Raw genomic sequence first — 13,256 nt, 5'->3', positions numbered from 1 at the left:
CTATTACCGTATATGTCGCGGACTTCCAATCCCTATGCAATTCTGAAAACACATATTTCAACCATAGATTACAATATTACCATCAAATTCATTTTTTTAATTTTCTTTATATTTGAAAAACAGTAACCGTTGGGCTTTAACAAGACACAACAGATTATTGAAAGCCAGATACCATACGCATGAAGGAAGAAAATATCAATAAGCTGAATACCCTGTTTTCAAATCTGAAAACAGAAGAAGAAAAGCTGAAAGAAAGCCTGGAAAAGAAGAAAAGCGAAGAGGACCTGTTTATTGAAGGTTTTAAAAACCTGTGCAAAAATTTTATAGATCCGAAAATGCAGGAATTCAGGAGAATGCTGAGAGAAAACGGGTTTGGATGTAAAATTACCTTCAGTGAAGAGCAGAAAAGCGGATCAGGCATCCATTCCCAATGCCATATCAGGCTTCAGATTTCAAGGAATGTAAATTCTAATTTCTATGCGAACGACAAGTTTCCGCACATGATGTTTACGGCAGACAAAAATTTAAAGAGAATCGGTATTCATCTGGACACCATTTTCCAGAACGGCAGCGGAACGGCAGCCATGAAACCCCAGACTTATACGCTTGAAACGCTCGATGAGGATACAATAGAAAAAGAAATTCTTGATGCTGTCGAAAAAATACTGGTGAACAGGTAACAGATAAGCAAACAGGACCAGATCCATCTGAATCTGCTTCGTATGATTGTTCACGGGGTCTAAAACTGCTGCACACCAGATTTTATCATTTGTATGCTTCCGAACGAGCATACGAAAATTTTAAAGGCCCACAGCTTAAATCCCCATCCCAGTCTATGTAATTAACTGCTTATATTTACACTATTCTTCCAATTTCTTCGCGAGCTTCCGTAAGCAGGACAAACTGTTTTCCATAATGCTGTGCAGTATACTTTTTCAATAAATTATCTTTTAATCATTATTATTTTCTCTTTCGTTTTACCGTGACTAGGATCACTCCGTTCTCAGCTTTTTCGCCATAGAGAGCAGTCGCAGAAGCCCCTTTGAGTACCTGTAACTCTTTAACAGATTTCGTGTCAAGGGCTTTGAAATCACTTTCCGTGCTCACTTTGCCATTGATGACGTATAAAGGCCGGTATTTGTCTAGGCTCTCCCTGTGGATGCCGCCTAGAATAATATTCCGGTGATCAGCCGTATCTTTCCTTATTAATCCGGGCGTTACTCTTCCTTTAATTTCCGGTGGCTTTACTTCATTCTTTTGCGGTTCATGCTGCTGGGCCTGTACGGAAACAAATCCTCCAGCCGTCAGCACAAATCCTACGGCAAACTTAGCAAAAAGGGAATTGATATGCGAATACTGCAGATCACGGTTAAGCTGGGAGGCCTTGAATTGTCCGCATGCCGTTTCGGAAATCCCGGAAAAAGCGGTGGCAATGTCTTCATCGGAAGCCGCTGTAAAATCCCTGACCGTTTTTGAGCATACGGAACAGAATCTTCCTTGTTCATCCGGTGTCATCGTATCCCAGTTCTCGTGACAGGATTGAGGTATCGTTATTTTCATAGTAGAACTTATCTTTAACAGTATAGATGCCTGATTTAATGAAAAGGTTGGAAAAGGACAAAAAGACTTTATGCATTTCTTCGGAAAACTGTAAAACTGATTTTCAGATTCAACAGGTTTATTCATCTAATCTATGCACTCAGCATCATCTTCGGAAAATTATTTTTAACTCAATAAGCTTCAAAAATCAACTTTAACCGTTCAAAATATTGGATTAAAGCAATCATCTTAGCTTAAAGAAGACGCCCTTAATACCGCTTATCCGTTACCGATTTAAAAACCGTAATCCATACCGTCGACAGCAGCAGAGAAAGACAGGTGATGCACAACCCGGCTTTGTACAGGTCGTAAGGAATAATCCCGGTTTTATAAGCAATGGCTAAAGCCAGGATCCCAAATTCCCCGGTTTGCGAAAGCAGGGCACCTCCGTACCAACTGTCTTTCCAGCCGTACCGCAGTACCCTGAAAACAATGGCAGACATCAGGCTGTTGCTGATCAAAACAAACAGGGTCCCGAGAAGGATGATTTCATAATGCTGATAAAAATACGCAAGGTCCAGCCTCAGCCCTACCGATACGAAAAACAGCGTGATGAAAAAAACCTTGAACGGAACCAGCGAATGTTCCAGCCAGTTCAGCATCTTCAGCCTTCCCACCATCACTCCCGCTACAAAGCTTCCCAGTGCGCTGCTCAGCCCGATGAACTCAGCGAGCAGCCCGAATCCCAGGCAGATCAGCAGTCCGGTAAATACCTGCAGGTCATGGTCGTTTTCAATACTGGCAAAAACTTCGGCATCCTGATCTCCTGGGCATTCCTTATTTTATTGAACAGCAGGAAGACCGCCACACTGAACAAAACCGGCAAAGCCATGTTCCATAACCGGGCCTCTTCCCCACTCCAGGCTTTGAGCAGCGTTAGGACGGGCGCGAGGAACAGGTCCTGGACAATCAGGATATTGAGAATCGTAACCCCGAAAGCGGTATGCAGGGTATTGTGCTTTTTAAGGAATTCACTCACGACTGCCGTACTGTTAAAAGTAAACAATATGGCCACGAGGATCATACTCCTGAATTCAAGGCCGATGAAATGCCCGATCAGGAAGGCAAAGCCGAGGCTGAGCAGGATCTTGATTCCCTGGGCAATCAGCGGCTTTATGATCAGGCTGTGGTGGTTCGGGATATTGATTTCCATCCCGAGGAAAAACATCAGCAGCAGGATCCCCATTTCACCGATTGCTTCGATCTGGTGGATTTCAGTAAATACTTTCAGGACATACCGGCCTAATAAAATCCCGGCGATGATATAGGCAATAAGGTAAGGCTGTCGGAACTTTTTCAGCAGGAAAATCAGTCCGGTCGTGGTAAGGCACAGAACAGACACCGATAAAAGCAATGTATCCATACAATACGGGTTATTTGATCTTTAAAATAAATTTGAGATTAAATAAACATCAGGAAACAGCAATTGGTTTTCCTGAGGAAAACCAATTGCGGTAAAGTCATTGTATTATTGAATTTCGATCAGGCGGGGTGCCTGCTTCTTCGCTTTCTCCGTTTTAGGGATGGTGAGCTTCAGAACGCCGTTGTCATATTTCGCTTCAATATGCTCTTCATCCACCACGTCCTTGGCCAGCTCGAAACTTCGCCGGAAAGACTGGTAGCTGAATTCCTTACGGGTATAGCGGTCTTTGGTTTCCTCCGTTTCATTCTTTCGGGAAGATGAAATGGTCAGAAGGTTGCCTTCAAGGGTGATCCGGAAATCTTTTTTCTCCATTCCCGGTGCGGCCACTTCCACTTCAAAGTTCTCCTCGTTTTCCCGGATGTTCACCGAAGGAACGGTGGTTAACGTGGAAGAAAAATCAGTATTGCCCCAGTTAAAAAGTTCGCGGCTGAAAAAGTCATCGAACAGTGCACGTGGACTGGCAGGGAGCATGCTGCCGCTGTTTCTTTTTACGATTGACATAACAAAACGATTTTTAAAAGGTTAAACATTAATTTTAATGAACACATCTGAATATTTTCAAATGATATGCCAGCCACCGAAGCGTGAAAATCTGTCACTTAGAATGAAAAACTGTCACCTCAGATATGACATGATGTATTTAACTGACAGGAGATTACTTCAGATATCACATTCTTTTTAAAAAATATTCCAAGGCTGAAAATAGGAGCAGCAACAGGGAACGAATGAAATATAAAAGTGGTAGCCCATTGTTTAAAAATGTTCCGTATTTTTAAGCTTACAATTATACTGTTGACCTGCCGTGCATTTTAGAACTCCATACGTCCGTTCAGATGTTTTCCGCCATACAGGGGAAAACGGATTGAGAACCTATCCGGATATCCGGAACAATGTTCCCAATATAAAATTCTTTCGGAATTTTATCCGGACTGGCGGTTCGCAATATAAACAGTTAAGATCCACATTACATTATTAATCAATACTATTACCAATTCAATCATCAGATCATGAACATCTCCGCAGATCATCACCAGGAATTATTCACGGCCATGCAGATTCTGGAAAACCCCGGAATAGCCGCCAAAATAACAAACCTTATCGGCTCCCCTATTGAGAAAGGGCTGGAACGCCTCCCGGCCAGCTGGAACGGGAAAATAGGCGAAATTACAAAAACCGCTTTGCTGAAAGCCGCTGATGCCGCGGTGCTGACCATGAAGGAGTCACCGAATTCCAAAGCGTCAAACTTATGGCACAAAATAGGCGTGGCTTCATCCGGTGCCATCGGCGGGTTTTTCGGCCTTCCGGCGCTGGCTATTGAACTTCCCCTTTCCACCACCATTATGCTCCGCTCCATTATTGACATTGCACGCAGCGAAGGCGAATCCATCAATGACCCGGTGACGAAACTGGCCTGTCTTGAAGTTTTTGCCTTAGGCGGTAAAAGCCAGTCGGATGATGCCACCGAAAGCGGTTATTTTACCGTCCGGGCGGCATTGTCAAAATCGGTGGGCACTGCGGCTGAGTTTATCACAAAAAATGCGGTGGCGGATAAAAGTGCGCCCCAGCTGGTGAAACTGGTCATTAAAATTGCTTCAAGGTTTAATATCCAGGTCACGGAAAAGGTGGCCGCCCAGGCCATTCCTGCCATCGGTGCGGCGGGCGGAGCCATCGTCAATACCATTTTCATCAATCATTTCCAGGATATGGCCAAAGGGCATTTTACCATAAGACGCCTGGAAAAAATCTACGGTAAAGAACTCATCCGGTCGGAGTATGAAAAAATGGCGGCAAATAAGAGATCAATAATCTGATTCACTTGCCGGTAAAAATAAAACGGAAGTGCCTGTTGAAATACATCATGTTAGCTCTTTCAGGTCCGGCAGATTAAATACCCATAAAAATCGAAGGACTTTGTAGAATTATTTTTGAAATCAATTAAACAGTCTCCGACACGGTAAAAAAAAAATAAACCTGCCCAACGGCAGGTTTTATTATTTAAGCATTCACCAGGTGGAAATACCGCGGATCCGGATACCGGAATTCAAAATCCAGCTCTGCCATTAATTTTGCCGGCGATATGGTTCTGCCTTTATCGCTACGTTCCCCCGAATACGGCAGGTCTTTCTGCGCGTTGATCACCTCCTCTTTGTTGGGATGCACAGGAGCCACCACATTGTATACTTTGGATTGCGACCGGTTTTCCAGCATTTTCTCAATCACCGAACTGATATCCGCATAATGGATATGGTTCACCAGCTGATCCAGTCCGGAAATGTTGTAATTCTTCAAAAGCCGGTCACCGCCCATTAATCCGGCCAGTCTCAGGATATTGGCCTGGGGGAATTTTTCCAGGATAAAACGTTCACTCTCTACCTCCGCAGCCGGCTGATCGTCTTCCATAAACTCCTTTTCGGCCTGGGGATAGACTCCGGTAGAGCTCATCAGAAAAATCTGCCCCCTGTAATCCCCGATGAATTTCAGCAGGTTTTCCCGCCTTCCCGTCATCGGAACCTGTGCTCCCCTGATCCCGGAAAACGGTACACTAATAATAATGGCATCCAGATCCGGTGCAGCGTCCCATGGTTCTGTTCCTGAATCCGCTTCATCAGGAAAGCTTGCCAAAGCAGCGCGATAGCCTTTAGATTCCAGCTCACCCATTTTAGAGGGTGTCGTGGTGGTTGCAAAAATTTCGTACCGGCCAGCAAGCCGTTCTGCGATATGGTTTCCGAGCCAGCCGCAGCCGATGATTCCTATTTTTTTCATATTCTATTTTTATTTCAAAGCGTTGTAATTTTCGTCCGGATCCTGAAAGTTCTGGAGGATACGCATGATTTTTAAAGCATGATCTTCCACAATATAGATCAGCGTGTTGTGTTTTGTGATGAGTACTTTATGGTAATCTGTATTCTCGTATTTTTGGAAAACAACATTTCCTTCAGCAATTATTCTGACAATTTCATCCAGTTTTTTCAGGAAGTCATCAAAAACTTTATCATTCCAATTCTTAAGAAGATATTCCTCAATATTTCTTAAATCGGTGAGCGATTCATCAGAGAAGTTTATTTTCATTTCTGTACTTTTCCAAACGTAATCTTGCTGCTTCCATTACTTCCCTGTAATCGTGAAATCTTCCGTTCTTAAAATCTTCTTCCGAACGTTTCAAAGATTCTAAAATCTCTTCCCTGGTTTCATTGCGCCACGGTTTCACTTCTATGGTTTTGGAAATCACCAGAAGCTCTTCCGGCGTAAATCTCTTTTCTTTCAGCTTCTTGAAGAATGTGGGTTTCTTAATTCCGGATTTCTCAATGATATACGACATTTTGAAAGGCGAATTTTTCAGGATCTCATCTATATTGTTCCGGATCTCGATGTATTTTTCTATTTCCGCTATCATTATCTTATGCTTTTAAGTATCGGTTTGTGAGACAAATATAGGAAATATATTATATCAGGTATCATCATTTAAAAGTCTGTTTTAGATTTCCTTTAACTGCAATCTCCCGCAGGAAAACCTGCGGGAGAAAGAAATAAGCAACGGTGTTGAGATACTTTTTACCGGATGGTCAGGCATTTCCGGATGATCCGGTTTCTGTTTCGCGGCCGTCTTTCTGCTGAGCAGAATTTTTCGCGGCTTTTACCAGTTCATTGGTATCGCTGTATAACAACTGCCATCTGTCAACTTCTTTCATGGCGGTTAATAAACTGAAGTAAGATTTCAGGTGCTTTTCAAGATCTTTGCGGATGGCGCTTGCGCTGGTCATCTGCCGGAGCCCGGCATTGGCTTCTGCCTGGCCTGCAAAGATCACCTCAAAATTTTCATGCTTAGATTTCATTTCGGCAAATGCTGCCGTAAGAGACAGCAGATAATGTTTAAAGCCTGGATTTCCTGTTATTAAAATATTCTTGACTTTGCTAAGGTTGTTTAATCCTGATATTTCATTCATTCCATTTTCACCCTATGGCCCATGATCATTTCCAAAAACAAAATATCAACATAGAAGCCGAAATATTTTATATCTTAGATTTCACAGTTTAATTTTGGATGGCCATAGAACTTTTCTGAGAAAGGCTATCCCAATAGAACATTTCATAAATAATTATCATGGTTATATTAAAGTTGAATAGAATAGCATCTCTGATCATTTTAATGCTTTTATTTTCCTGTAAAAAAACAGCGGTGAAAAATGACGAAGATGATCCTTGTGAAGTTTTTGTTGCAGGTAAAAAAGGATTCTGGATTAATCTCTATTCTAAAGGCCTGCAGGAAAACAGTGTTATTTTCAGACTTGGAAATAAAGAGGTACTCCCTAAAAATAAAGAAACTGGAACCGGACATATCAATTATTTTATCGATGAAAGTCTACAGCTTAAGGATACCATAACAATTGATTATAAGGGAAAAGGGTATAAGATCTATGATTTTAGGAATCTTAGGGAAACGGCGATTGACGGTAGGAATCATAAGGAGATTGAAATCTGTCGTGTTTCTACTGCCCGGATCAATGGTAAACCGATTCAGGATTCCCGCAATAATATTTTGAGAGCGGTTCTTGAATAAATGATTACTTCTTGTAACCAGGATTCCAAATTTTTAAACCCAATAAAAAGCATTAGGCGGATTGAAAGTCAAATGTTCAGGACAAAGTTAATTTTGTTCAGGAAATTAAATAAATAGAAGAATATGAGAAAAACAAGTGTGTTATTTTGTTGTTTATGGTCCGGTTTTTTCTTTTCGCAGCATATAGAGGGTGTCTGGTTAAACGAAGAGCTTAGAAATTCAATTTTAGATGGTTCACTAGAATCAAAGAACTCCGGAATTATGCAACCGATGTTTTTTGAGATTTCAAAAAATAAAGTGGCTAACTTTTACCAGGTCGAGTCTTCCGTGAAACCTAAATTCAAATCAATAAAAAAAATTACAAAAGATATATATACAGATGGTTTAGCTTTTTATACCTACATTAATGAAAATACCATTTCATATAAAACGAAGAAAAAAAACAGTACCTATATTCGAAATCAAAATATCAGTAAAGATGATATTTTTGACACAAAAAAAACACTTACAAAAACATATATTGAGTTTACAAGGTTGTCAATAATTAAAGATGTACACTCAAATAAAGAAGTAAGTGTAAAATGTACTAATGATGGAAATGAAGTAAGATGCGTCTACGATAAAAACAAGTTTTCTTACACGATCCATTCATCCAACCCATATTACTATAAAAGCTGGAATAAGTTAGAATTTTACATGGACACAAATATTAATAATTCTGAAAGGACGTATTTATTGGAAAAACAAACAAACCATTCATATCATCTCAAGGACCTGACAACCAATACTGTAGAGTATGTCCTTACATATTAGGGGGCAACCGCAACGGAAAGCTGAGCATTATTATATAATAAAGACTTCCCTGTATATGGAAAAGTCCCTCAATGATATCAAACACTGAATGCAAATTCTGATGACAGAAAGGCTATTAAGGAAAAGCCTGTGGCACTCTATGAGTTTTGTAATTCCTGTCTATAAAAATGAATATACAAATTATGCGGAGCTTTGCGACAGTAAGGCGGATCAGACAAAAAAAGATGCCTTAGCCCATTCTATTAAACAAAAATATAGTGCCAGTTTTGAAACTATGTATGCAGATCTTCTGAACATGGGTAAAACCTTCGTTGCGCAAAACAAAATAAATGTGGATTGGAAAGAAAACACCAATCTTATTATATAATCTTCAAATTTTACAGAGATAAGCTACAACAGCGCGCAAAGCTTCAGGATTGATTCTTTGAAAAAATAGTATTAATGCCAATTTAGAAAAGTAGGTAACGATATTTTTCAGGAATTAGGCTAATACAATACGACTGTCTTTAGCAGCTCATTCTTTGATAAACCAAATTGATATTATTCTTCTAGAACTCGATCTCGCAGATTTGCAATGCATGAGCAAACACAGAAAATAAAGCACGGATTATAAATCTGCGCGATCATAAAATATAAACCTGCCTCACAGCAGGTTTTTTTATACCTAAAGAGTTTTACCAGGAAAATCAAGGCATGGATTATAAATCCACGTACCACAATTAATAATAATTTACGTATAAATACGGAGTTCATTATCAGGCCAGTTTTATACATTTGGGAACCGTTATTCAAGCCAACATATTCTAAAATATTAAGAGAGATTCTAATAAAAAAATACGATAAAATGGAGTTTGATTATATTATAGTGCAAAGCGTTTTGATTAATGAAAAAGACAAATACGGCCCGGTTCGCATACAGCCGCTTCCCGGTCAGGACCCTTATGTAGAAACCATGTTTGTACAATGTTCCAAGGTTTTATCCACCAACTTTCCGGCGGGAACAAAATTCAGGATAAAAGTAAAAATAATCACCCCGAGAAACGGAGCCCCTTTCGCATCAAGCCATTTTACCTGGCCTTTTGAGATCATTAAAGATGAGCCCGATAGTGAAAACTAAGATCCGGAAGTGGATCTGTAAAAAGAATTAACGACGCATCGATTAAAAATCTGCACCCGATCTCGCAGATTTACAATCCTTGAGCAAACATAAAAAATAAGGCACGGATTATAAATCTGCGCTATGATAAAAAATAAACCTGCCTTAAGGCAGGTTTTTCCATATTTAAAAAGTTTTAATCAAACTCTCACTACAAAGAATCTAATTTATTTCATGAAAGTATCCTTATCTCTAAAATCAAGAGGAATAGGAGAATACGTAGGATATTTATTCAATATTATTTTAATTTCTTCATTTGGGAAAGCATCATAATTCTTACAGCTTGTAATTTCAGATAATTCCATAATACGATTTTCCTTTTCAATATTTAATACAAAGCCAAACGGTGGAAATGTAAATTCACAAACAGCACCATTTATATTATCAAATGTCCAGTTACCGTTTTTGATTTGTCCTTCATTATTTAAATACATGTAGAACCTGTATTTATTCGGAAGCTCAATATAGTTTTCATCAATAACGAATTCTAATAATTCAGGATAAGCTTCGGTAAACCAAAAATCATTATTACAAATAAAAATAGAAGTAATCTGTTTCAAAAAGTTTTTAAGATTAACTTCTTCTTTTTTTATTTTAAACTCTATTGATTTAAAATTCTCCAAAGTATTAATCACAGTATAACAAATTTTTGCAAAAATTACATAATCCTTTACATACTTCAAACCTAAAAAATTATTACAATCTTCACATAAGCAATAATCACCTAAACCTCCTTGGTTGACTCTGCCTTTCGGTTTTTTACCGTTTAAATATTCAGTAAAATGTTGAAAATATTCATCTGATGGTATTGAATAAAATCGAGTGTTTTTATTAAAAGCAGATCGAGGTGGGAAGTGTTCGTAGTTTAACATCTTCTCTTCCTTACATATCTTACATATACCTTTAACTTTCATAATAAATTAAAAAAGATTCTCATCCACAAAATTCGGAAGCGTCACTTTCAGGTTCGGTTCTGCTTCCATGGCTCTTTTAATCGCGAAGACAGCGCCTTCATTCCGGGCCCAGCTTCGTCTGGAGATTCCGTTGTTCACGTCCCAGAACAGCATGGATTTTAATCTCCGTTCGGCATCATCGCTTCCGTCCAGCAGCATCCCGAAACCGCCGTTGATCACCTCGCCCCAGCCTACGCCGCCACCGTTGTGGATGGAAACCCAGGTAGCCCCGCGGAAACTGTCGCCGATCACATTTTGAATCGCCATATCAGCCGTAAACCTTGAACCGTCGTAAATATTGGACGTCTCCCGGTACGGCGAATCCGTTCCTGAAACATCATGGTGGTCCCGTCCCAGGACTACCGCCCCGATCTCGCCGTTTCTGATGGCTCTGTTAAAGGCTTCGGCAATCTTCATCCTTCCTTCGGCATCGGCATATAAAATCCTTGCCTGTGAACCGACCACCAGTTTGTTTTCCTGCGCCCCTTTGATCCATTGGATGTTATCCTTCATCTGCTGCTGGATTTCTTCCGGGGAATTTTTAATCATTTCTTCTAAAACCCGACAGGCAATTTCATCGGTTTTCTGCAAGTCTTCCGGCGTCCCGCTGGTGCATACCCAACGGAACGGCCCGAAACCGTAATCGAAGCACATCGGCCCCATAATATCCTGAACATAGCTCGGGAACTTGAATTCTCTTCCCAGGGTAGGATGGTCAGACATCACATCTGCTCCGGCCCTTGATGCTTCCAGCAAGAACGCATTTCCGTAATCAAAGAAATAGGTTCCTTTTTCCGTATGCTTATTGATGGCTGCGGCGTGCCTTCTCAATGTCTCCTGGACTTTCTCCTTGAACAGTTCAGGATTTTCCGCCATCATGGTGTTGGATTCCTCAAAACTCTGTCCGGCCGGATAATAGCCTCCCGCCCACGGGTTATGCAGCGACGTCTGGTCTGAACCGATATCGATCCTTACATTCTCCTGATCGAATTTCTCCCAGACCTCAACAATATTTCCAAGATAGGCCAGCGAAACCGTTTCCCTGTTATCCTGCGCTTTTCTGACCCTGTTTACCAGTTGATCCAGATTTTCATGGATTTCATTGACCCACTGCTGCTCATGGCGGATTCTGGTAATTTTAGGATTCACTTCCGCACATACCGTAACACAACCCGCGATATTCCCAGCTTTTGGCTGTGCACCACTCATGCCGCCCAGTCCGGAGGTAACAAACAGTCCGCCCTTCGGTTCTTTATTGATTTTCCTGAAGGCATTGAGAACGGTAATCGTTGTCCCATGGACAATGCCCTGAGGACCGATGTACATATAGCTTCCCGCCGTCATCTGCCCGTACTGCGAAACACCCAATGCATTGAACTTCTCCCAGTCATCCGGCTTTGAATAATTCGGGATCACCATTCCATTGGTCACCACCACTCTCGGTGCGTCTTTGTGGGACGGGAACAGTCCCATCGGATGACCGGAATACATCGTTAAGGTCTGTTCATCCGTCATTTCAGACAGGTACTTCATCGTCAGGAGATACTGGGCCCAGTTGGAAAACACGGCACCGTTCCCGCCGTAGGTAATCAGTTCGTGCGGGTGCTGTGCCACGGCATAATCCAGGTTGTTCTGGATCATCAGCATAATGGCTTTGGCCTGCTCGGATTTTCCCGGGTATTCTGAAATCGGCCTTGCCTTCATTTCGTAATCCGGACGGAACCGGTACATGTAAATCCTGCCGTATGTTTCCAATTCTTCCCTGAATTCCGGCAGCAGTTCCGCATGGAACTGCGGTTCAAAATACCGTAAAGCATTCTTTAGGGCTAATTTTTTCTCTTCCTCGCCTAAAATCTCTTTTCGCTTCGGCGCGTGGTTGATATGGGTTTCGTAAGGTTTCGGCTGTGGTAACTGGCTTGGGATGCCTTGCTGTATCTGTTCCTGGAAAGTCATATGGCTATGTAAAAGTTCAGTTTAGTTCTAATTTTTGATGTTTTAAAGATATTCAAATTAGAAAATCCCTGCAACTAAACATAAAAAATTCCCTATGCATCAATTCCCCTCCTCCGGAGGGGTGGCGGAAATTCTGAAGGAATTTTTGACGGGGTGGTCATAAAAGAAATATAATATTTTTATTAATCTCTTTTTATCTGGTGTTTTAAACCACCCCGTCTCCGGCCTTAAGCCGAATCCACCCCTCCGGAGGAGGGGAATTCCCATATGGATATTATTGGAAGATTAGGTTTACTATTTATAATGTTCAACAATAAAATCCTCCAGGTCTTTCATCACCACGCGGATATTGTTCCGAATATCAAAATCGCTTACTCTGAATACTTTCAATCCTAGAGATTCAAGATATTTCTGCCTGGCTTCATCATCAGCTTCTTTATGGTCATGGCTCCAGCCGTCGATTTCAATGACCAGACTTAAGGTTTTTACATAAAAATCGACAATATAATTTCCTATAATTCTCTGCCTGTCAAAATCGATCCGGTGAAATGTTTTTGCCCGTACCTGCTTCCAGAACAGGACTTCACTGAGAATTCCGGCTTTGCGTTTGCTGCTGAGTAATTTTCTTAAATGCGGATTGTAGGGCAAAGATTCCACGAAATGCCTGCGGATGGGAACTCCGTGGATATGGGTTGAAATTTCGTCCATGTATTGTTTTTTTGTGGGATGCTTCTAAACCACCCCGTCAAAAATTTTCAATTTTCGACACCCCTCCGGAGGAGGGGAATTCCTGTCACTGCT

17 protein-coding genes are annotated in these 13,256 nt (G+C 41.0%); 6 read left to right on the top strand and 11 right to left on the bottom strand.

The window, feature by feature from the left end; genetic code table 11:
* Positions 1–179 precede the first annotated feature (179 nt).
* A complete protein-coding gene (locus H561_RS0117480) occupies positions 180–680 on the top strand; it encodes a hypothetical protein (RefSeq protein WP_027388183.1) in 501 nt (166 codons plus the stop codon).
* 280 nt (positions 681–960) lie between these two features.
* Here the strand turns inward: H561_RS0117480 and H561_RS0117475 are convergent, their stop codons facing one another.
* The 4 genes from H561_RS0117475 to H561_RS0117460 form a co-directional block, all read right to left on the bottom strand.
* Positions 961–1,560 (bottom strand): TonB-dependent receptor plug domain-containing protein, encoded by a 600-nt coding sequence (locus H561_RS0117475; RefSeq protein WP_162143032.1) that lies wholly within the window; start codon positions 1,558–1,560, stop codon positions 961–963.
* A 248-nt stretch (positions 1,561–1,808) separates the two neighbouring features.
* On the bottom strand, positions 1,809–2,288 hold the full coding sequence (locus H561_RS24410; protein WP_262486247.1) for a cation:proton antiporter: 480 nt from the start codon (positions 2,286–2,288) through the stop codon (positions 1,809–1,811).
* A gap of 5 nt (positions 2,289–2,293) precedes the next feature.
* Positions 2,294–2,962: a cation:proton antiporter domain-containing protein gene (locus H561_RS24405; protein WP_027388180.1), complete on the bottom strand. Its 669-nt coding sequence runs from the start codon at positions 2,960–2,962 to the stop codon at positions 2,294–2,296.
* A 105-nt stretch (positions 2,963–3,067) separates the two neighbouring features.
* The gene (locus H561_RS0117460; RefSeq protein ID WP_027388179.1) at positions 3,068–3,523 is read right to left on the bottom strand and encodes an Hsp20/alpha crystallin family protein; all 456 of its coding nucleotides are present in this window, start codon (positions 3,521–3,523) and stop codon (positions 3,068–3,070) included.
* Between the two features lie 506 nt (positions 3,524–4,029).
* Between H561_RS0117460 and H561_RS0117450 the strand changes: the two genes are divergently transcribed.
* Entirely contained in the window at positions 4,030–4,833 is an 804-nt protein-coding gene (locus H561_RS0117450) for an EcsC family protein (RefSeq protein WP_027388178.1), read from the top strand.
* Between the two features lie 184 nt (positions 4,834–5,017).
* On the opposite strand, the gene H561_RS0117445 is transcribed toward H561_RS0117450, so the two are convergent.
* The 4 genes from H561_RS0117445 to H561_RS23415 form a co-directional block, all read right to left on the bottom strand.
* Positions 5,018–5,785: a Rossmann-fold NAD(P)-binding domain-containing protein gene (locus H561_RS0117445; RefSeq protein WP_027388177.1), complete on the bottom strand. Its 768-nt coding sequence runs from the start codon at positions 5,783–5,785 to the stop codon at positions 5,018–5,020.
* 9 nt (positions 5,786–5,794) lie between these two features.
* The gene (locus H561_RS0117440; RefSeq protein ID WP_027388176.1) at positions 5,795–6,091 is read right to left on the bottom strand and encodes a type II toxin-antitoxin system RelE/ParE family toxin; all 297 of its coding nucleotides are present in this window, start codon (positions 6,089–6,091) and stop codon (positions 5,795–5,797) included.
* Positions 6,072–6,416: a hypothetical protein gene (locus H561_RS0117435; RefSeq protein WP_027388175.1), complete on the bottom strand. Its 345-nt coding sequence runs from the start codon at positions 6,414–6,416 to the stop codon at positions 6,072–6,074. The genes H561_RS0117440 and H561_RS0117435 overlap by 20 nt, the downstream gene beginning before the upstream one ends.
* Before the next feature lie 169 nt (positions 6,417–6,585).
* Positions 6,586–6,966 (bottom strand): hypothetical protein, encoded by a 381-nt coding sequence (locus H561_RS23415; protein WP_027388174.1) that lies wholly within the window; start codon positions 6,964–6,966, stop codon positions 6,586–6,588.
* A gap of 233 nt (positions 6,967–7,199) precedes the next feature.
* Between H561_RS23415 and H561_RS0117425 the strand changes: the two genes are divergently transcribed.
* The 4 genes from H561_RS0117425 to H561_RS22725 all read left to right on the top strand — a co-directional run bounded on the left by H561_RS0117425 (position 7,200) and on the right by H561_RS22725 (position 9,510).
* Positions 7,200–7,580, top strand: coding sequence for a hypothetical protein (locus H561_RS0117425; RefSeq protein ID WP_155845838.1), 381 nt, complete (start codon positions 7,200–7,202; stop codon positions 7,578–7,580).
* Positions 7,581–7,703: 123 nt separating this feature from the next.
* Positions 7,704–8,393 (top strand): hypothetical protein, encoded by a 690-nt coding sequence (locus H561_RS0117420; protein WP_155845837.1) that lies wholly within the window; start codon positions 7,704–7,706, stop codon positions 8,391–8,393.
* Positions 8,394–8,532: 139 nt separating this feature from the next.
* Entirely contained in the window at positions 8,533–8,760 is a 228-nt protein-coding gene (locus tag H561_RS0117415; RefSeq protein WP_155845836.1) for a hypothetical protein, read from the top strand.
* 477 nt (positions 8,761–9,237) lie between these two features.
* Positions 9,238–9,510: a hypothetical protein gene (locus H561_RS22725; protein ID WP_051349434.1), complete on the top strand. Its 273-nt coding sequence runs from the start codon at positions 9,238–9,240 to the stop codon at positions 9,508–9,510.
* A gap of 206 nt (positions 9,511–9,716) precedes the next feature.
* Here H561_RS22725 and H561_RS0117405 read toward each other — a convergent pair whose 3' ends face one another.
* The 3 genes from H561_RS0117405 to H561_RS0117395 form a co-directional block, all read right to left on the bottom strand.
* Positions 9,717–10,463: a hypothetical protein gene (locus tag H561_RS0117405; protein ID WP_027388170.1), complete on the bottom strand. Its 747-nt coding sequence runs from the start codon at positions 10,461–10,463 to the stop codon at positions 9,717–9,719.
* A 6-nt stretch (positions 10,464–10,469) separates the two neighbouring features.
* Positions 10,470–12,455: a urocanate hydratase gene (locus tag H561_RS0117400; RefSeq protein ID WP_027388169.1), complete on the bottom strand. Its 1,986-nt coding sequence runs from the start codon at positions 12,453–12,455 to the stop codon at positions 10,470–10,472.
* Between the two features lie 294 nt (positions 12,456–12,749).
* Positions 12,750–13,163, bottom strand: a complete 414-nt coding sequence (locus tag H561_RS0117395; RefSeq protein ID WP_051349433.1) for an endonuclease domain-containing protein — start codon at positions 13,161–13,163, stop codon at positions 12,750–12,752.
* Between the last annotated feature and the right edge of the window lie 93 nt (positions 13,164–13,256).

Origin of the sequence: Chryseobacterium gregarium DSM 19109 (assembly GCF_000430845.1) — a bacterium.
GTDB lineage: Bacteria > Bacteroidota > Bacteroidia > Flavobacteriales > Weeksellaceae > Chryseobacterium > Chryseobacterium gregarium.
This window is presented reverse-complemented; position numbering and strand designations above follow the sequence as displayed.